Here is a 20,967-nt window from a genome sequence, read left to right on the forward strand (position 1 = left end):
TAACAAAAAACCCACAATAAAAGTGGGTTTTGTTTTTAGTTCGTCTCTAGAAAGGATGTGTTAGCGCTTTAATGCTTCTGATAACTCATCTTTCATGACGGACAGTATGTCTCTAACAACACGTGGGCTACCAGCAACTAAGTTACCTGAGGCTAAATAATTATGACCGCCAACAAAGTCAGTTATGATGCCGCCAGCTTCACGCATGATCAGCTCACCGCCCATGAAATCCCACGGTTTTAAACCAATTTCAAAAAAAGCATCAACACGGCTAGAAGCCACATAGCATAAATCTAATGCTGCGGAGCCGGTACGACGCAAATCAGCACATTTGTTAAACATCGCAGTCATGATGTTCATATAGACAGGTGCATGTTGTTTTTGTTTGAAAGGGAAGCCTGTCGCAACGATAGCGCCATCAAGGTCACGTTTTTCGTCGATGCGAATACGATAACCGTTAAGCTGAGCGCCTTGCCCACGTACTGCGCTAAATAATTCATTACGCATTGGGTCATAAACAACAGCAACTTCTGTACGGCCTTTAACGCGCACAGCGATAGAAACAGAAAAATGGGGGAGACGTTTTGTGAAGTTGGTAGTGCCATCCAGTGGATCGATTACCCATTGAATATCATCATCTTTACCAATTAATTCACCACTTTCTTCAGTGATAATAGTGTGGTCAGGATATGATTTGCGGATGATTTCAATAATCAGCTGCTCAGATTCTTGGTCAACGTTAGTAACGAAATCGTTAGTGCCTTTCTGAGTGACTTTAATATTGCTAGGCATTTCATAGTTTTTAGCTATGTGATTACCGGCCTTACGTGCTGCACGTATGGCGATGTTAAGCATCGGATGCATGGGCTTTTTCCACTGGAATGTTAAAGAACGAAAAACTTGAGTGCCGAAGTATATAGATGTTCGTCACAATAAGCAATTTTGTGTTAAGCTATTGCGATAATTTTTTCATTAAACGTATAAATCATGTTAGATAATATCCGTATTGTTCTTGTTGAAACCTCACACACTGGTAATATGGGCTCAACAGCTCGTGCCATGAAAACCATGGGGCTTTCTAATCTGTACCTCGTTAATCCTCTCGTTGAACCTGATTCACACTCTATTGCGCTTTCTGCCGGGGCAAGTGATGTTATTGGTAATGCGACAATAGTTAAAACTCTCGATGAAGCTTTAGAAGGCTGTAAGTTAGTGATCGGTACCAGTGCACGTTCTCGCACCTTATCTTGGCCAATGGTTGAACCACGTGAATGCGGCATTAAATCTGTTGAGCAATCCAAAGAATCACCTGTTGCTATCGTATTTGGCCGTGAGCGAGTGGGCTTAACCAACGAAGAACTTCAAAAATGCCAATATCATTTATATATCCCCACAAACCCAGAATACGGTTCTTTGAATTTAGCGATGGCAGTGCAATTGGTGAGTTATGAAATACGCATGGCGTATCTTTCAATGGATGAAAAAAATACGGTAATTTCCGCTGATGATGAGGTAGAATACCCACCGTCAGAAGATGTTGAACGTTTTTATGTCCATCTTGAGAGCGTGTTGAATGAATCAGGTTTTATTCGTAAAGCGCACCCTGGCTTAATTATGAATAAATTACGCCGTTTATTCACTCGAGCGCATATCGAAACCCAAGAGTTACATATCCTGCGGGGTATCTTAACATCAATGGAAAAATGGGCGAAAAAGTGAGGTTAAATCCGTGGTAAAATCAGGTGAATAATACTTGAGTAAATTAGTCAGGTAAATAGTTGACTAAATTACTCAGGAATGTCACAATCTGACCATAATTTACCATGGAGTAATATGTTATGAGACTCACTTCCAAAGGGCGTTACGCAGTAACTGCGATGTTAGATGTCGCATTACACTCTCAGTCAGGTCCAGTGCCTTTAGCTGACATTTCTGAACGTCAGGGAATTTCCCTCTCTTATCTTGAGCAACTTTTCTCTCGTTTACGTAAAAACGAGTTAGTTTCGAGTGTGCGCGGTCCAGGTGGCGGTTATTTGCTTGGTAGAGACGCAGACCAAATCTTTGTTGCTGAAGTAATCGCTGCGGTAGATGAATCTGTTGACGCCACCCGTTGTCAGGGTAATAAAGAAGGTTGCCAAAATGGTGATCGCTGCTTAACTCACGCATTATGGCGCGATTTAAGCGATAGAATTACAAGTTTCCTTAGCAGCATTAGCCTTGATGAACTGGTTAAAAACCAAGAAGTCATGGTTGTTGCTGATAGACAAGATAACGAACAGCGTAAGACCATGCCAAATGGGATTACACCTGAATCGATTATCAATGTACGTGCTTAAAAATATTAAAAAAATTGCAGTCGGTACATTTTGGTGAGTTATTAGACGAAGAGCTAATTTCCGCCATTTGTATCTTTAAAAATTAAAGGCAAGTTAGCTTGTCCTTTGGAGTAAGTGAGCAATGAAATTACCAATTTATCTTGATTATTCAGCAACAACACCGGTTGACCCGCGTGTGGCTGAAAAAATGATGCAATGTTTAACAATGGATGGGAACTTTGGTAACCCAGCGTCCCGTTCTCATCGTTTCGGCTGGCAAGCTGAAGAAGCGGTGGATATTGCTCGCAATCAAATCGCCGAATTAGTGGGTGCTGACCCACGTGAAATTGTATTTACCTCAGGCGCAACTGAGTCTGATAACTTAGCGATTAAAGGCGCTGCTAATTTCTATAAAAAGAAAGGCAACCACATTATTACCTGTAAAACGGAACACAAAGCCGTTTTAGATACTTGCCGCCAATTAGAGCGTGAAGGTTTTGAAGTGACTTATCTGTCACCACAAAGCAATGGTTTAATTGCTATGCAAGACCTACAAGACGCTATCCGTGAAGACACCATTTTAATTTCTATTATGCATGTTAATAACGAAATTGGGGTTGTGCAGGATATCGCAGCTATCGGTGAATTATGCCGTAGCAAAGGAATTATTTTCCACGTTGATGCAACACAAAGCGTAGGTAAATTACCTATCGACCTTAGTGCGCTAAAAGTGGATTTAATGTCATTCTCTGCTCACAAACTTTACGGGCCAATGGGTATCGGTGCGTTATATGTGCGCCGCAAACCGCGTATTCGCCTTGAAGCGCAGCAACATGGGGGTGGTCATGAGCGCGGTATGCGTTCTGGGACATTACCTGTACACCAAATCGTGGGTATGGGCGAAGCTTACCGTATTGCCAAAGAAGAAATGGCGGCGGAATCTGAACGCTTACGCGGTTTACGGTTACGTTTGTGGAATGGCATTAAAGATATCGAAGAAGTTTACCTCAATGGTGATTTAGAACACGGTGCGCCGCACATTCTGAACGTCAGCTTCAACTATGTTGAAGGTGAATCACTGATGATGTCATTAAAAGATTTGGCTGTATCTTCAGGTTCTGCATGTACTTCTGCAAGCCTAGAACCTTCTTATGTACTGCGCGCTTTAGGGATGAATGATGAGCTGGCACATAGCTCAATCCGTTTCTCTTTAGGTCGTTTCACGACAGAAGAAGAAATTGACTATGCAATCAAAATGATTCATGGCGCAATTGGCCACTTACGCGAGCTGTCTCCTTTATGGGAAATGTTCAAAGACGGCGTAGATCTTAACAGCATCGAATGGTCTCACCATTAATCAGACGGTTTCAGGAGTTTAAAAATGGCTTACAGTGAAAAAGTTATCGATCATTATGAAAACCCACGCAACGTTGGTTCGTTTGATAACAGCGACCCAAGCGTAGGTAGCGGTATGGTAGGCGCACCTGCCTGTGGTGACGTCATGAAATTACAGATTAAAGTAAATGATGACGGCATTATTGAAGATGCACGCTTTAAAACTTATGGTTGTGGTTCAGCAATTGCATCAAGTTCACTCGTGACTGAATGGATGAAAGGCAAAAGTTTGGACGAAGCGGAGTCAATCAAAAATACAGCGATTGCCGAAGAGTTAGAATTACCACCAGTGAAAATTCACTGTTCAATTCTGGCTGAAGATGCAATTAAAGCTGCTATTGCTGATTACAAAAGCAAACGCCAAAGCAAATAAGTTTTTAATCAGTCTATAGGGCAACCCATATTAATAAATAACAACAAGTTATCGTCCTATAACTGGAACAATACCCACGGCGTCTAGGCTAAACATCGCTGAGTTTCTTAGTTTAGAAATAGGGTGGGTATAAAATAATTTGAAGGCGGATGCGACTCATGAGTAGCATCTGCCTTGTTTGTTTCTAAAGTGAGGTTTGCAATGTCTATTTCTCTTACAGAAAGTGCTGCGCAGCGTATTCAATCCTTTCTACAAAATCGTGGGAAAGGCGAAGGCTTGCGTTTAGGTGTAAGAACTTCAGGTTGTTCAGGAATGGCTTATGTTCTTGAATTTGCTGATACAATCAATGAAGAAGACACAGTTTTTGAAGATAAAGGTGTGAAAGTCATCATCGATGGCAAGAGCATTGTTTATCTTGATGGTACTGAGCTGGATTTCGTGAAAGAAGGCTTAAACGAAGGGTTTAAATTTAATAACCCTAACGTCAATAGTGAATGCGGATGCGGTGAAAGTTTTCACGTATAATGCGTTTTATTAAGCCTAATTTTTGGCCAATCTTACTAATTTTATTTTATTAGTGGTATTGGTAACCGGTTCGAGAAACTGAGCACTTATGGATTATTTTACTCTTTTTGGGTTGACTCCCATCTATGCCATCGATAGCGAACAACTGACGTTACGTTTTCAAGACTTACAGCGTCAATACCATCCTGACCGTTTTGCAACCTGTTCTGAACAGGAGAAAATGCAAGCACTACAAAAAGCAGCAACCATTAATGCTGCTTATCAAGCCCTCCGTCATCCGCTAAAACGCGCGGAATATATGCTTTCATTGCATGGTTTTGATATTAATAACGAACAACATACCATGCATGATACGGCATTTTTGATGGAGCAACTTGAGCTACGCGAAGAGTTAGACAATATTGAGAACAGTGATGACGCACTTGATCTATTGGCTAAATTTATGCAGAGCGTCAAACAAATGCAGCAAGCACGAAGTGCACTGATGGTGACAGAGCTAGATGCCATGCAGTGGGAAAAAGCCGCTGATACCGTACGTAAACTACGTTTTCTCGACAAGCTTCAGCAGCAAGCAGAGCAACTCGAAGAACGATTACTAGATGAATTTTAAGAGAAAACGATTATGGCGTTACTACAAATCAGCGAACCCGGTATGACAGCAGCTCCGCATCAACGCAAATTGGCTGCAGGCATTGATTTAGGTACCACCCACTCTTTGATTGCGACAGTGCGCAGTGGTGAAGCTGCAGCTTTGCCTGATAGCCAAGGGCGCTTTTTATTACCATCGATTGTTAATTATCAACCCGAAAGCAAATTAGTGGGATGGGAAGCGAAACAACTTGCCGAGCAAGACCCGGTCAATACCATTATTTCAGTGAAACGTATGATGGGGCGTTCATTAGCCGATATTCAAAAACGCTACCCTGACTTACCTTATCAATTGACTGCCAGTGAAAATGGTTTGCCGTTTATTCAAACCGTGGCTGGCCAAGTTGACCCAATCCAAGTTTCTTCTGACATTCTAAGAACACTAGCAAAACGTGCTGAAGAAACCTTAGGTGGGGAAATGGATGGCGTAGTGATCACAGTACCGGCTTATTTTGATGATGCACAACGCCAAGGGACCAAAGATGCAGCGCGCCTTGCAGGCTTACATGTATTGCGTTTGCTGAATGAACCGACTGCGGCTGCGATTGCCTATGGATTAGACTCTGGGCAAGAAGGTGTGATTGCTGTTTATGACCTCGGTGGTGGCACTTTTGATGTGTCCATTTTACGCCTGAGCCGTGGTGTTTTTGAAGTGTTAGCAACGGGCGGCGATACCGCGCTTGGTGGTGATGACTTTGACCAAGTATTGGCTCAGTGGATTGCTGAGCAGGCAGGGGTTTCATTACAAGGTGATCATCATTTAAATCGTCAGTTATTAAATGTGGCGACAGAAACCAAAGTTGCGCTTAGTGATGCAGAAACAGTGACTATTCAGCTTGCCAACTGGCAAGGGGAAATTCGTCGTGAGCAGTTTGAAACGTTAATTGAAAATTACGTAAAGCGCACTCTGATGGCTTGTCGCCGTGCGTTAAAAGATGCGGGTGTTGAGGCTGAAGATGTTCTGAATGTCGTGATGGTCGGTGGTTCGACTCGTGTGCCACTAGTACGTCAAAAAGTCGGGGAGTTTTTTGGTAAATCACCACTGACATCCATCGACCCAGATAAAGTTGTCGCCATTGGCGCTGCAATTCAAGCGGATATTTTAGTCGGAAACAAGCCTGATAGCGAGATGCTGTTGTTAGATGTGATCCCACTCTCTCTTGGTTTGGAAACGATGGGTGGATTAGTCGAAAAAGTGATCCCGCGTAACACCACCATCCCTGTTGCTCGAGCCCAAGAGTTTACCACCTTTAAGGATGGTCAAACGGCGATGAGCGTTCATGTCGTACAAGGTGAACGCGAAATGGTGGCAGATTGCCGTTCATTAGCTCGCTTTACCTTGCGTGATATTCCAGCGATGGCCGCAGGTGGGGCACATATTCGTGTGACTTTTCAAGTCGATGCCGATGGGCTGTTGAGTGTTAGCGCCATGGAAAAATCGACAGGTGTAGAAGCATCGATTCAAGTTAAGCCATCGTATGGGTTAACGGATAACGAAATTTCAAACATGATTAAAGATTCAATGACTAACGCGCAAGATGATTTAAATGCGCGCCGCTTAGCGGAGCAAAAAGTTGAAGCTGCAAGAGTGCTTGAAAGTTTAACGAGCGCATTAGCCCAAGATGGCAATTTACTGACGCCAGAAGAAGAGTCAGAAATTGATAATGCAGTCAATGAGTTAATTAAAGCGGTTGAGGGTACAGACCCAATCGTAATTGAAAATGCCATTAAACAACTGGATAAGCAATCGCAGGAGTTTGCAGCGCGTCGCATGGATACCTCCATTCGCCAAGCGTTGTCAGGCCATTCTGTGGATGAGATATAATTATGCCTAAAATAGTTTTTTTACCTCATAGTGATTTATGTCCAGACGGTGCAGTAGTTGAAGCACAAGAAGGCGAATCTATTTTAAATGTTGCACTACGCAGCGGTATTGAGCTTGAGCACGCCTGTGAAAAATCCTGTGCTTGTACAACCTGTCATTGTATTGTTCGTGAAGGTTTCGATTCACTGGAAGAAAGCAGTGAACTCGAAGATGACATGTTAGATAAAGCATGGGGGTTAGAGCCTGAAAGCCGTCTAAGTTGTCAAGCATTGGTGACGGATGAGGATTTAGTGGTAGAGATCCCTCGTTATACTATCAATCACGCCCGCGAACACTGATTTTTGTCATACTTCACGCTGTAGCGTTGTTGGCTTCTTTCGCTAACCCTAGTCACATACTTTTGTATGCTCCTAGGGATTAGCTCAACTTGCCGCCTAGCTACAACGTGAATTATTTAAAAAATAGAAACGCTCGTCATACTTCATACTGTAGCGTTGTTGGCTTCTTTCGCTAACTCGAATCACATACTTTTGTATGCTCCTAGGGATTAGCTCAATCGCCGCCTAGCTACAATGTGAATTATTTAAAAAATTGAAATGCTCGGCATGTTTGGCGTTGTAACGTAGAGCATCAATGGTAAAAATCATTTAATAATCAAATTGGTGAGAGAACATGAGTTTAAAATGGTCAAATAGCCGCGAAATCGGTGAAGCACTGTACGACGCATTTCCTGATGTTGATCCTAAAACGGTGCGCTTTACTGATATGCACCAGTGGATTTGTGATTTAGAAGAATTTGATGATGACCCGCAAAAATCGAATGAGAAAATCCTAGAAGCCATTTTGTTAGTTTGGCTGGATGAGTTCGAATAAGTAGAGTTTTACCCTAAAAACCGAGTGACTGTCAGAAATAGTGCTCGGTTTTTTATTTTATATCAGCACTATAATGATATCCCTATTGGTATTTATCAGTTAAGGTAATGCTATCTGCCGACAGAATCAATGGGTTTTTACTGTCTGCAAAAATAGACAAAGTGAGAAAAACGATGACAAAACAAATTATGCCAGTAATGATTTCTTGTGAGCCTGCTGCACCTTGTTGGGGTGAAGGCGCATTGTTAAGCTCTAGTGATAAAGGGATGACAATCCACCTGAAACATGCAGGTAAATTATGTGCAGTACAAAGCGCTGGCCGTAAATTAGATGGTCAAGGGATCCGCAATGTTGCTTTGGCTGGCGAAGGATGGGATTTAGAAAAAAGCTGGGCATTTTGGCAAGGTTTTCGTGCGCCAAAAGGGGCGAGAACGATTGAATGGCCAGTATTGCCTGAAGCAGACCGCAAAGAATTAGAAAACCGTATTCGTACCATTGATTGGGTACGTGATGTCATTAACGCACCTGCAGAAGAGTTAGGCCCAGAACAACTCGCACAACGCGCCATTGATTTACTCTGCACTGTGGGCGCACAAGACATTAGCTACCGCATTATTAAAGGCGATGACTTATTAGAACAGGGGTATACCGGTATTCATACGGTCGGTCGTGGTTCAAGTCGCCCACCTGTCTTTTTAGCGTTAGATTACAACCCAGGTGCGAACCCAAATGCCTCTGTTTTTGCTGCGTTAGTCGGCAAAGGTATTACTTTCGATTCAGGTGGTTATAGCATCAAACCATCGTCTTCCATGAATTCAATGAAAGCGGATATGGGCGGTGCTGCAACCTTAGCGGGTTCATTGGCATTGGCGATTTCTCGTGGCTTACAAAAACGCGTCAAAATGTTCCTGTGTATTGCTGACAATATGGTTAGCGGTAATGCATTCAAATTGGGTGATATTATTCGTTACCGTAATGGTAAATCCGTTGAAATTATGAATACGGATGCTGAAGGCCGCCTTGTGTTAGCTGATGGCCTGATTGATGCGAGCAAAGAAAAACCAACGCTGATCATTGATGCTGCAACCTTGACGGGTGCGGCGAAAACCGCCGTGGGCAATGACTACCATTCAGTGTTGAGCTTCGATGATAAATTAGTTGCTGACTTGATGAGCGCTTCAGACGCTGAGTTTGAACTGTTCTGGCGTTTACCTTTGGCAGAGTTCCATCGCCAACAATTACCGTCTGGCTTTGCGGATTTGAACAACATCGCGGCACCATCGCACACTGCAGGCGCAAGCACTGCTGCGGCATTTTTATCGCATTTTGTCGAAAATTATCGTCAAAATTGGGTACATATCGACTGCTCCGCGACTTACCGTAAATCTGCAGTTAGCTTATGGGCAGAAGGCGCAACGGGTACAGGTGTAAGAACATTAGCAAACTTATTAATCAGTAAATCAAAGTAGTGAATGTTTGATTAATAACAGGCACGGGAAGGTAACTTTTCGTGCCTATTTTTTATCTTGATGTATTTGCGAGTATAATAAGCTCTTCTTTTTAATAGCAGGGGATTGGCAATGTCGCAGCAATCGAATAATAACAGTTCCACCCAAGAAACTGAGATCCAATTTACTGAGTTAACCGTACCGAAAGGCTCATCACTTAAATTAAGTGTGTTAGAAGAACAGCCGCAGGCTATTGTTGATGCGCTTAGCGAATTTTTTAAACAACACAAAGTCGTGAGACGCGGTTTTATGGTCTCCGCAGTAGAGAGTGATAACGCTGAAGAAACGCCAATATTAATGATAGCGTTAGAGTTTACTGCAGGGGCAGAAAATATTGATTCCATTATTCATGAGGCGGGGACACTTGCTTGTGAGTTTTTAGCCGATGACGAATCTATTGATTTTTGTGTGGTAAATGAGAATGAGCAAGGTGTCAGCCACTTTATTACTCAACATATTCAGCCTTTTTATCAGCGTCGCCTTGGTAGCTTCTTACGAGACACAATCCCAGTAAAAAACACCTAATAGTTCCATGTATAGAGTGAGAAAAATGTTTTTCTCACTCATAAAAGGCATATTGCTCATTTATTAAATATATATTCTGCTTACTATTTAAAAAATATTATTTCATTTCACTGTTTTTCTCGCCCATCATTTTTTCCGTTTTGTCTGATAGGTGTTCTAATCACATTCTGTTAAATTATATTGATAATTGAAACAATATCAGCAGTATTTATCTGTGTGTGTTTTTAGCCATTTCCAAGTATATAGTGGGTTTTAACCTCCTGTTAAAACCTTAAAAAAACAGAATAAATTTTAACTAATTAAAGGGCGGGCGGTAATGAAACAACAATCTAGTTGGGCTTCATTGGCGGGTCTAAAAACCAAAAAGCGTTATTTAGCACTTGCGTTGGCATCTGTCGTGGCATTGGCCGGTTGTGATAATACAGAAGAAGCAACCAAAAATGAGCCAAATGTTTCCACGACAGCGCCAGAAAATCAAACTAAAACAGCGCCAGTTGCAGAGCAGAAAAAAGCAGCACCGAAACTTTCCACTGAAGAAATGGTAAAAAAATATGCAGGGAAAGATCTCACCATTTTGGATGCGTCTGAATTGCAGCTTGATGGTGCGAGTGCCATGGTGGTGACATTCTCCGTTCCATTACAAGCAAACCAAGATTTTGGCCAGTACATAAACCTCATTGATGTTAAAACCGGTAAGTTAGATGGCGCTTGGGAACTGTCTGATAACCAAATGGAATTACGTTTTCGTCACCTTCCACCGTCTAAAGAATTAAACCTCACCATTAACCCGGGTATTAAAGCGGTTAATGAGCGTACAACGACCGAAAGTTTTGAGAAAAAACTCACCACGGCGCAAATCATCCCAACAGTTGGTTTTGCAAGTAAAGGCTCTTTATTACCGAGTAAGGTCGCACAGGGTTTACCTGTGATTGCGCTGAATGTTGATAAGGTTGATGTTAATTTCTTCCGTGTGGATGAAAAGCAGCTGCCACAATTTTTAGCGCAGTGGCAGTATCGTAGTAATTATGAGTATTGGTATTCAGAAGAGTTTCTCGACAAAGTGGAGCTGGCTTATACCGGCCGTTTTGATTTAAATCCAGATAAAAATACTCGCCAAACTATTTTACTGCCGTTGAAAGATGTCAAAGAATTACAGCAAGATGGCGTATATTTGGCCATCATGCAAAAAGCAGGCAGCTATAGCTATCAATTCCCTGCAACCGTCTTCACATTAAGTGATATTGGCGTGTCACTACACAGTTACCAAGACCGAGTCGATATTTTCACGCAATCCTTAGCGAAAGGCTCTGCCATTAAAGGCGTTGAGCTACGTATTTTGGATGAAAAAGGTCAGTTAGTGACAAAAGGCACCACAGATGGTGATGGTCACGCTCAATTAGATAAATTAGCGGGTGGAAAATTATTACTGGCAACCCATGAAGGGCAAACCAGTATGATTGATCTCACGCAGCCGGCACTTGACCTGTCTGAATTTGATATTTCAGGGCCAGAAGGCTATGCAAAACAATTTTTCACCTTTGGGCCGCGTGATTTATATCGCCCGGGTGAACTGCTGCTGGTGAATGGCTTACTGCGTGATGGCGATGGTAACCCAGTTAAAACTCAGCCGGTTAAAGTTGATGTATTAAAAACAGATGGGCAAGTGGTTCGTAGTTTCGTGTGGCAGCCGGAAGAAAACCAAAATGGGTTATATCAATACCAATTTGAAATTCCTAAAAATGCAGAAACGGGCGGTTGGTCGTTACGTTTTGATTTAGGTGACGGTTCACCGCAACGTTATTACAAATTCAATGTTGAAGATTTCATGCCAGAACGCATGGCGCTGGAAATTGTTGGCAGTGATGTTCCTCGTTTAACTGACCAGTCAGTTGATTTTGATATTCAAGGCCGTTATTTATACGGAGCACCTGCAGCAGACAACCAGTTGCAAGGCCAAATTGTTTTAAAAGCAGACCGTGAAGCGGTAGCAAAATTACCCGGTTTTGAATTTGGCGCTGTCAATGAAGAGGGCTTACCTCGTAAATTAGATGAGTTTGACTTGACGCTGGACAGCAACGGTGAAACCGTCATTTCAATTCCAAACAGTAATTGGAGCTCAACACGTTCACCAATTTCGGCAGTTTTACAAGCAAGTTTACTCGAAGCTGGCGGACGTCCAGTGACGCGTCGTGCTGAGCAAGCCATTTGGCCTGCGGAAAAACTAGTCGGTATTCGTCCATTATTTGCCAAAAAAGAAATTTACGATTACCGCACAGATCGTTATGTCAAACGCCACAATGTGGATGAAAATTCACTCGCAGAATTTGAATTAGTCATGGCGGATGCGGCGGGTAATAAACTGGCAGCAGAAAACTTAACCGTGCGTTTAGTGTATGAACGCCGTGATTATTACTGGAGTTGGTCTGAAAGTGGTGGTTGGTCTTCAAATTATGACCAAAAAGACCTTGTTATGGCGAATGAAAATATTGCCATCGCCAAAGACGGTACAGCGAAAGTCTCCTTCCCTGTGGATTGGGGGGCATTCCGTTTAGAGGTATTAAACCCAGAGAATCAGCTCGTTTCCAGCGTCCAGTTCTGGGCGGGGTATTCATGGCAAGATAACACAGGGGGAAGCGGCTCAGTTCGTCCTGACCAAGTGAAACTCAGCCTGAATAAGCCTGCATATTTACCGGGTGAAAAAGCCAAAGTTCGCATTGAATCCCCTAAAGCCGGCAAAGGCTATATATTGCTCGAGTCGAGTAATGGCCCACTGTGGTGGGAAGAAATTGATGTACCAGAAAAGGGCTTAGACGTTGAAATCCCAGTCAATAAAGAGTGGGCTCGTCATGATTTATACGTTTCTGCCGTCGTTGTTCGTCCAGGTGATGACTCTAAAGAAGCCACGGTGAAACGTGCGGTGGGTGTGTTGCATTTACCAATTGCAGATGAAAACCGTAAGATTGCGTTGGCCTTAACGACGCCAGACAAAATGCGCCCTAATCAAGACTTAACGGTAAAAATTAAAGCGACAGCGCAAGATGGCAAACCGTTACCTGAAAAAGTGAATGTGCTGTTATCTGCAGTTGATACTGGTGTATTAAATATCACGGATTTCAAAACCCCAGACCCGTATGACGCCTTTTTTGGCCGCAAGCGCTATGGCGTTGATCAGTATGACGTTTATGGTCACTTAATTGAAGGACAAGGTAAGATTGCTAACTTACGCTTTGGTGGTGACAGCGAGGATGCGGCATTAGAGCGTGGTGGTATGAAGCCACTCACTGAAGTGCAAATCATTGCGGAGCAAGCCAAACCTGTCACATTAAATAAAGACGGTGAGGGTGAAATTAGCCTTGCTATCCCTGATTTTAACGGGGAATTACGTGTGATGGCTCAAGCATGGAATGAAAAAGAGTTCGGCCATGCGGATAGCAAAGTGATTGTCGCGGCACCATTAGTGACACAAATGTCGATGCCTCGCTTTATGGCGGGCGGTGATAAGTCTTACTTTGCGCTTGATTTGACCAATATGACGGATAACACACAAAATGTGACTGTTAATTTCAAGGCATCAGGAATGGTAAAACTTGATGGCGTCAGCAGCCGTGAGTTGGAGTTACCAAAAGGCAAACGCACCACCATTAATTTACCTGTCAGAGCAGACTACGGCTTCGGTGAAGGCGAAGTTTCGATGACCATTAATGGCGTGAAAATTCAAGGCGAAGCGAATAAAGACTACAGCAATAGTTGGAAAGTGGGTGTTCGTCCGGCACAGCCAGCAGAAACGGTTTCTTTTGCCACTTCCATTGAGCCAGGTACTTCATGGGCACTGCCAACTAACCAAATTGCAGGCCTGCAACCGGATACCATTGAAGGGCAAGTCCTGTTAACCAGCCGTCCGCCATTAGATATCTCACGTTATATTCGAGAGTTATTTGCTTATCCATACGGTTGTTTAGAGCAAACTATCAGTGGTTTATACCCTTCATTGTTCTCAACCCAAGCCGAACTGAATAAGTTAGGGATTAAAACGCAAACAGATGCGGACCGCCATAAAGCGATTGAAATTGGTATTCCACATTTGTTAAGTATGCAACGTAATGATGGCGGTTTTTCATTATGGGATAGGAACGGTCGCGAAGAGTATTGGTTAACTGCGTATGCGGCGGATTTCTTGAATAAAGCCAATCAACGTGGCTTTACTGTCCCGCAAGAGGCGATAAGTAACGCCAATACGCGTCTACTGAGCTATTTACAGGATGGTAGTCAAATCAACTACCCGTATACGGAAAACCAAGAGGGCGCTCGTTTTGCTACTCAGGCCTATGCAGGTTTAGTGTTAGCATCACAGCAAAAAGCACCGTTAGGCGCATTACGTCAACTTTATAACCAAAGAAACTCTGCAGCAAGTGGTTTACCTCTGGTTCAGCTTGGAGTTGCATTGAACTTGATGGGTGATAAATCACGTGGTGAGAGTGCAGTGATTGACGGACTGAAAAAACAACGTAACCGCTATAGCTATGTAGGGGATTACGGTTCGGTGATCCGTGATGACGCGATGATTGTTGCGCTATTAAATGAATATAATTTAATGCCAAAATCCCGTGACCAAAAACTGCAAACTCTGTCTAATAACTTGACTTCACAACGTTATTTCTCAACACAAGAGAGCAATGCGTTGTATTTAGCGGGTCGTTTCTACTTAAATGAAAGTGAAGCACCGTGGAAAGCTACGATTAATGGCCAAGAACCCCCGATGGTCTCAGATAAACCTGTAAGTGAATTCCTGAGTAAAAATCAATTGGAGACAGGTTATAGCATCGAAAACAGCGGAACGAATACTCTGTATACACGCTTAAATGTGGTGGGTTATCCGCAACATTCACCAAAACCAAGCTCGAATGTATTAGGTATCACTCGTAGCTACTATGATATGAAAGGCAATCGCATTTCATTAGATAGATTAAGAAGCGGTGAAATGGTGGTGGTTAAACTGGAAGTTCAAGCATCCCAAAGTGTGCCGGATGCGTTAGTGGTTGACTTGCTGCCCGCAGGCTTAGAACTGGAAAACCAAAATTTAGCTAACAGTAGCGCTAATTTGAGTGAGTCCGCGCCGAACCTGCAAGAATTAATTGATGACATGCAGCAATCGCAAATACGCCATATGGAATACCGTGATGACCGTTTTGTGGCTGCGGTTGAAGTTCAGCAATACCGCCCAACGACCTTAGTCTACTTAGCGCGAGCGGTGACGCCGGGTGTGTATAGTATTCCGGTACCACAAGTTGAATCAATGTATGTCCCTGACTGGCGTGCGACTGGCTACTCAGATGGCCAATTAGAAATCGTTCGCTAATCACCTTCTAAAGCCCTTATATTGATACTCAGATATAAGGGCTTTTTTAATTTATTTTCGGTACTCCCATCAATGAAAAAATGGTTACGTCGCACAGGCATCACACTGGTTCTGTTGGTCATTATTTTGCCACTGGCTTTTTTAGCCGCTGATAAAATTTGGCCGTTGCCGATTAAGCAAATTGAAATGGCACGAACCGTGGTTGCAGCTGATGGTACACCATTGTGGCGCTTTGCAGACAAAGAAGGAATTTGGCGCTTTCCTGTTACACTCGAAGAGGTTTCTCCTGATTTTATCGAAGCGTTATTAACGTATGAAGACCGCCATTTTTACCGTCACCCGGGGGTAAACCCGTTTTCGTTAGTTAGGGCAGCGGGGCAGTTTGTGAGTTCAGGGCGTATTGTGTCGGGCGGAAGTACCATTTCGATGCAAGTTGCACGGTTAATTGACCCCCATGAAAGAACATTGGGCGGTAAGCTGAAACAGCTTTGGCGTACGGCTCAACTCGAATATCACTATTCGAAAGATGAAATTTTAGAAATGTATTTAAACCGTGCTCCGTATGGCGGAACCATTGAAGGTATTGGCGCAGCTAGCTGGGTATATTTGAATAAGTCACCGGCAAAATTGACGGCGAGTGAAGCGGCTCTCTTTGCTGTTCTACCTCAAGCCCCTAGCCGTTTAAGGCCAGACCGTTATCCACAAAGGGCACAAGCCGCCCGTGATAAAGTATTGGATAGGTTAGAAGAATACCAAGTCTGGAGCTCTGAAAAAGTTGCCGATATTAAACAAGAACAAATTTGGTTAGCACCGCGAAAGAATCCGCATTCAGCCCCTTTGCTTGCAAGGAGGGTGACCAAAGATACGCAACAGTCCATCATTGAAACCACTATCGATGCCAGTTTGCAAAGGCAACTGGAAGACATGGCCATGAATTGGAAAAACCAACTACCAAAACAAACATCATTGGGAATTTTGGTGGTTGATCATACAGATATGGCAGTGAAAGCGTATATTGGCTCAATTGATTTTCAGGATGATAGCCGTTTTGGTCATGTGGACATGATTAGTGCTTGGCGCTCTCCAGGCTCAACGTTAAAACCATTCTTATACGCATTAGCTATGGATGACGGGCTCATCCATGCGGAATCGTTATTACAAGATGTTCCACGGCGCTTTAATGATTATCGTCCGGGGAACTTTGACAGTGGTTTTAATGGGCCAGTGAGTGTTAGCGATGCGCTCGTTCGTTCATTGAATTTACCGGTGGTTCAGTTGTTAGATGTGTATGGCAGCAAACGATTTACGGCTCAACTGCGCAATGTTGGGACTGAGCTGCGTTTTCCGTTAGGTAGTGAACCAAACTTGTCGCTGATTTTAGGCGGCACAGCCACACGGATGGAAGATTTAGTTTCTGCCTATAGCGCATTTGCGCGAAAAGGTAATGTGTCACCGTTACGTTTTAAACCAACCGATGAAATTCGCGATAGAGCGTTGATGTCACCGGGAGCTGCATGGATAGTACGCCGTATTATGGGGGGGGAAGCACGCCCTGTTCCTGAGGCTAATTTATCAGGGCAACTCAATTTGGCATGGAAAACGGGAACCAGTTATGGTTATCGCGATGCGTGGGCGATTGGTGTTAATCCACGTTATACCATCGGCGTTTGGGTTGGGCGGCCTGATGCGACACCCGTTGCGGGACAACTAGGCTTTGCAACCGCCATTCCGATTATGAACCAAATTAATGGCATGTTACTGAGCAAAATCTATCAATCCCACGAACCACTACCAAAAGATGTAAAACCTGCCAGTGTGAGCCAAGCGGTGATCTGCTGGCCGGGAGGAACTTCATTACTGAAAGACGATAATAATTGTCGCCAAAGGCGTCTTAGTTGGATCTTGGATAATACCATTCCGCCTACTTTAATGGCGCGAGATCAAGAGTCTCTATTAGGATTAAGACAAAAAATTTGGGTGAATGAAAAAGGGCTCCAAGTCGCGGCAGATTGCCCAAATGCCCAAGAAAAAGAAGTACATTTATGGCCTATTACCGTCGAATCTTGGTTGCCATCAAGTGAAAAACGTGAGAACCGTTTACCCAAAGCGGATTTATCGTGTCCACCGATGAAGCTAGAAATGCCGCCATTATTGATTTCTGGTATCCGTGATGGGGAGGTTTTACAGCGTCTACCTGGGAAAACCAGCTTAGATTTACGTTTAGTCACGCAGGGTGGGCAAGGGCAGAAATGGTGGTTTTTAAACGGAGAACAAGTGAATACAACCGAGCAAAACGGTTCTATTTTGCTGACACTCGATAAAAGTGGAAACTACCAAATTTCGGTATTAGATTTAAGCGGCCAAGTGACGGCAATGAGCTTTAGAGTGAAGTAATAGATGAAAAACGTGACTTACCCGAAAAAATAGTGTTTTTTGCTATAAAAAGTTTAACAAAATGTTGTTGTGACTGTAGGAAATTGTAATCAGAGCCCCTATAATCATCGCCTTATTTTTCTTTTTCCTAGATATGGTTGCTTTTGAAGTCTAAAGGCCTAACAATAGAATTAGAAATAATATAAAAAACTACAACATGCCTATTTTAAGTTCTTGCATCCTAAGTTACAGGGAAGAATAAAGAATAAAGGCCTAATGAATCGGTAAGAGGTTATTTATGACTGTTCAACGTACATTTTCTATTATTAAACCAAACGCTGTGAAGAAAAACGTTATTGGTGCAATCTACAACCGTTTTGAAAGCGCGGGTTTCACAATCATCGCTGCTAAAATGATGCATTTGACTCGTGAGCAAGCTGAAGGCTTCTACGCTGAACACAAAGGCCGTCCTTTCTTTGAAGGTCTGGTTGAATTCATGACTTCAGGCCCTATCATGCTGCAAGTGTTAGAAGGTGAAAATGCAATCCAACGTCATCGTGACCTGATGGGCGCAACTAACCCAGATAACGCATTAGCGGGTACTTTACGCGCAGACTACGCAGACAGTTTCACTGAAAACGCAACTCACGGTTCAGACTCTGAAGAATCTGCTGCACGTGAAATCGCGTATTTCTTCACTGCTGATGAAATCTGCCCACGCTAAGACTTCTTTAACTAATGCATTAGCATTATTGTTATAAAGTTTGTACAATGCGACGCCCTGCTATGATTAGCGGGGCGATTATATTTTTAAGACCGCAAAAATTACGTCGTGCTATACTCACCACTAGCACTGCCGAAAGTGTAACAACGAGGCAATACACCATGTCTGATATGACGACAGATGCACAATGTGCAACTTCTTCCGCTATTTCTGTCACACCAGAAAAAACGAACCAAAAAACCAATTTACTTGATTTAAACCGCAAGCAAATGCGCGAGTTCTTTGCTCAAATGGGTGAAAAACCGTTCCGCGCGGATCAGGTCATGAAATGGATTTATCATTATTGCTATGATGATTTTGACCAAATGACCGATATTAATAAAGTCCTTAGAGCAAAACTGAAAGAAGTCGCGGAAATCCGTGCACCGGAAGTCGCTGATGAACAGCGTTCATCAGATGGCACCATTAAGTGGGCAATCAAAGTGGGTGACCAACTGGTTGAAACGGTGTATATCCCAGAAGCAGACCGTGCAACATTGTGCGTTTCTTCACAAGTGGGTTGCGCATTGGAATGTAAATTCTGCTCTACGGCGCAACAAGGCTTCAACCGTAACTTACGTGTTTCAGAAATTATTGGTCAGGTTTGGCGAGCTGCCAAAATTATTGGTTCACTGAAATCCAGTGGACGTCGTCCAATTACCAACGTTGTGATGATGGGAATGGGCGAACCATTGCTGAATTTGAATAATGTCGTCCCTGCGATGGAAATTATGTTAGATGACTTCGGCTTTGGTCTATCTAAGCGCCGTGTCACGATTTCCACTTCAGGTGTTGTGCCTGCACTGGATAAGCTAGGGGATATGATTGATGTTGCGTTAGCGATTTCATTGCATGCGCCAACAGATGATATCCGTGACGATATCGTTCCAATTAATAAAAAATACAATATTGAAACCTTCCTCAACAGTGTGAATCGTTATTTAACGAAATCGAATGCTAATGCAGGGCGAGTAACTGTTGAGTATGTGATGTTAGATCACGTGAACGACAGTGTTGAGCAAGCACATCAATTAGCGGAATGTTTAAAAAATACACCGAGTAAGATTAACTTAATTCCATGGAACCCGTTCCCAGGGGCGCCATACGGTAGAAGTTCGAATAGTCGTATTGACCGTTTTTGTAAAGTATTGATGGGATATGGTTTTACCACGATAGTGCGCAAAACACGCGGTGATGATATTGATGCTGCCTGTGGGCAACTTGCTGGCGACGTGATCGACAGAACAAAACGAACGTTAAAAAAACGCTTAGCAGGGGAACCTATCAAGGTAAAAACAGTCTGATTTATAAATAGGCTTGAATCAGTGAATTAGGTGATGATTTAGGGCGTTTTAGAGTTAGGCAAAACGCCTTTGTTCACCTACAATAGTTGAAGCAATAAGAAAAATTTAATTGTTGTTTCAACATGATGATAAATTATTGACGAATAAAGCTGCTCAATGTTTGCTTTATATCTTTTAAACTTGGAAATAGTGTTGCCAGCAAATGACTATCGAAAATAATACCGAACAAGCTACGACCACAGTAGGACAATTATTGACGCAAGCACGTGAGCGCATGGGGCTAACCCAAGATGTTGTTGCAGAACGATTGTGCCTTAAAATCAGTACGGTAAAAGAGATAGAACAAGATATTGCTCCCGCTGGCGTGGAACCAACATTTTTACGAGGCTATATTCGTCTTTACGCTCGTATGGTAGGTATACCCGAAAGCGAATTAAAAACGTATATGAAAACGGAAGAAACCGTTACGTTAGCCAAAGTTTCTCCTATGCAAAGTTATTCTTTGGGGAAAAAACGCAAAAAGCGCGAAGGTTGGTTAATGAAGCTGACTTGGTTGATTGTGATTGTTCTTATCGCAATGGTTGGCATATGGTGGTGGCAGGATCATAACGCTCAAAAAAATGAGCTAGTTTCAATGGCAAATCAAAATGATTTGATTTTGTCCCAGCAAGATAATAACACCACACCGGTTGAATTACTGACATCAACAGAGGTCGTCTCAACTGACACGGCGCCTGTTGTACCGGAAAATACTCTTGAATTACAAACTCAAGAGCCCGTATTAGCGACTGACTCTGCTGCCGAGCCTGTCAAAACAATTCCATTACCTAATGCACCGCAATCTTCAGTTGCATTAGACAGAACACAAAATACAGAAACGGCTGAACCTGTTGCTGCAAGCAGCCAAGCCCTAGTATTGAATTTTACTGGCCAGTGCTGGTTAGAAATTCGTGATGCGAATAATAAAATCTTATTTAGTGGCACCAAAAATAATGGTGATAAGTTGGAACTTGATGGGCCGCAACCTTATCGCCTGAATATTGGTGCACCAGCGAATGTCACTGTACAGTTTCAAGGCAATACTGTTGATTTAAGCCGCTTCATTAAAGCGAAACGTCCAGCAAAATTGAAGTTACCTGAAGCCTAAAAACAGACAGGTAAAAAGAAGCAAACTATATCCGAAA

Annotated in this window: 17 protein-coding genes; 16 read left to right on the top strand and 1 reads right to left on the bottom strand. The window is 43.0% G+C overall.

What is annotated here, in order from left to right; genetic code table 11:
* Positions 1–60 precede the first annotated feature (60 nt).
* Positions 61–864: an inositol-1-monophosphatase gene (gene suhB, locus P3L37_RS06760; RefSeq protein ID WP_109911478.1), complete on the bottom strand. Its 804-nt coding sequence runs from the start codon at positions 862–864 to the stop codon at positions 61–63.
* A 123-nt stretch (positions 865–987) separates the two neighbouring features.
* Here suhB and trmJ point away from each other — a divergent pair, with 123 nt between their 5' ends.
* The 16 genes from trmJ to rodZ all read left to right on the top strand — a co-directional run bounded on the left by trmJ (position 988) and on the right by rodZ (position 20,930).
* The gene (gene trmJ, locus P3L37_RS06765; RefSeq protein WP_004912680.1) at positions 988–1,719 is read left to right on the top strand and encodes a tRNA (cytosine(32)/uridine(32)-2'-O)-methyltransferase TrmJ; all 732 of its coding nucleotides are present in this window, start codon (positions 988–990) and stop codon (positions 1,717–1,719) included.
* A gap of 119 nt (positions 1,720–1,838) precedes the next feature.
* Positions 1,839–2,336: a Fe-S cluster assembly transcriptional regulator IscR gene (gene iscR / locus P3L37_RS06770; RefSeq protein ID WP_004264917.1), complete on the top strand. Its 498-nt coding sequence runs from the start codon at positions 1,839–1,841 to the stop codon at positions 2,334–2,336.
* A 121-nt stretch (positions 2,337–2,457) separates the two neighbouring features.
* On the top strand, positions 2,458–3,672 hold the full coding sequence (locus P3L37_RS06775) for an IscS subfamily cysteine desulfurase (protein ID WP_004912674.1): 1,215 nt from the start codon (positions 2,458–2,460) through the stop codon (positions 3,670–3,672).
* A gap of 24 nt (positions 3,673–3,696) precedes the next feature.
* Entirely contained in the window at positions 3,697–4,083 is a 387-nt protein-coding gene (gene iscU / locus P3L37_RS06780; RefSeq protein WP_004264914.1) for a Fe-S cluster assembly scaffold IscU, read from the top strand.
* Between the two features lie 201 nt (positions 4,084–4,284).
* A complete protein-coding gene (gene iscA / locus P3L37_RS06785; RefSeq protein WP_004912669.1) occupies positions 4,285–4,608 on the top strand; it encodes an iron-sulfur cluster assembly protein IscA in 324 nt (107 codons plus the stop codon).
* Between the two features lie 88 nt (positions 4,609–4,696).
* Positions 4,697–5,218: a co-chaperone HscB gene (hscB, locus tag P3L37_RS06790; RefSeq protein WP_004912668.1), complete on the top strand. Its 522-nt coding sequence runs from the start codon at positions 4,697–4,699 to the stop codon at positions 5,216–5,218.
* A gap of 12 nt (positions 5,219–5,230) precedes the next feature.
* Positions 5,231–7,081 carry a Fe-S protein assembly chaperone HscA gene (gene hscA / locus P3L37_RS06795; RefSeq protein ID WP_004912663.1) on the top strand — a complete coding sequence of 617 codons (1,851 nt, stop codon included), beginning with the start codon at positions 5,231–5,233 and terminating at the stop codon, positions 7,079–7,081.
* Positions 7,082–7,083: 2 nt separating this feature from the next.
* The gene (gene fdx, locus P3L37_RS06800; protein WP_004912660.1) at positions 7,084–7,419 is read left to right on the top strand and encodes an ISC system 2Fe-2S type ferredoxin; all 336 of its coding nucleotides are present in this window, start codon (positions 7,084–7,086) and stop codon (positions 7,417–7,419) included.
* Positions 7,420–7,753: 334 nt separating this feature from the next.
* Positions 7,754–7,954, top strand: a complete 201-nt coding sequence (gene iscX, locus P3L37_RS06805) for a Fe-S cluster assembly protein IscX (RefSeq protein WP_004912658.1) — start codon at positions 7,754–7,756, stop codon at positions 7,952–7,954.
* A gap of 173 nt (positions 7,955–8,127) precedes the next feature.
* A complete protein-coding gene (gene pepB / locus P3L37_RS06810; protein ID WP_272667343.1) occupies positions 8,128–9,423 on the top strand; it encodes an aminopeptidase PepB in 1,296 nt (431 codons plus the stop codon).
* Between the two features lie 111 nt (positions 9,424–9,534).
* The gene (locus P3L37_RS06815; RefSeq protein WP_004912652.1) at positions 9,535–9,987 is read left to right on the top strand and encodes an enhanced serine sensitivity protein SseB C-terminal domain-containing protein; all 453 of its coding nucleotides are present in this window, start codon (positions 9,535–9,537) and stop codon (positions 9,985–9,987) included.
* A gap of 316 nt (positions 9,988–10,303) precedes the next feature.
* Positions 10,304–15,343 (top strand): alpha-2-macroglobulin family protein, encoded by a 5,040-nt coding sequence (locus P3L37_RS06820; protein WP_272667344.1) that lies wholly within the window; start codon positions 10,304–10,306, stop codon positions 15,341–15,343.
* A gap of 72 nt (positions 15,344–15,415) precedes the next feature.
* The gene (gene pbpC, locus P3L37_RS06825) at positions 15,416–17,737 is read left to right on the top strand and encodes a peptidoglycan glycosyltransferase PbpC (protein ID WP_198641519.1); all 2,322 of its coding nucleotides are present in this window, start codon (positions 15,416–15,418) and stop codon (positions 17,735–17,737) included.
* A 277-nt stretch (positions 17,738–18,014) separates the two neighbouring features.
* Positions 18,015–18,440 carry a nucleoside-diphosphate kinase gene (gene ndk / locus P3L37_RS06830; protein ID WP_004264899.1) on the top strand — a complete coding sequence of 142 codons (426 nt, stop codon included), beginning with the start codon at positions 18,015–18,017 and terminating at the stop codon, positions 18,438–18,440.
* 161 nt (positions 18,441–18,601) lie between these two features.
* Positions 18,602–19,783: a bifunctional tRNA (adenosine(37)-C2)-methyltransferase TrmG/ribosomal RNA large subunit methyltransferase RlmN gene (locus P3L37_RS06835; RefSeq protein ID WP_004912645.1), complete on the top strand. Its 1,182-nt coding sequence runs from the start codon at positions 18,602–18,604 to the stop codon at positions 19,781–19,783.
* A 202-nt stretch (positions 19,784–19,985) separates the two neighbouring features.
* Entirely contained in the window at positions 19,986–20,930 is a 945-nt protein-coding gene (rodZ, locus tag P3L37_RS06840; protein ID WP_110732028.1) for a cytoskeleton protein RodZ, read from the top strand.
* Positions 20,931–20,967 lie beyond the last annotated feature (37 nt).

Source organism: Providencia sp. PROV114, assembly GCF_032704305.1.
GTDB lineage: Bacteria > Pseudomonadota > Gammaproteobacteria > Enterobacterales > Enterobacteriaceae > Providencia > Providencia rettgeri.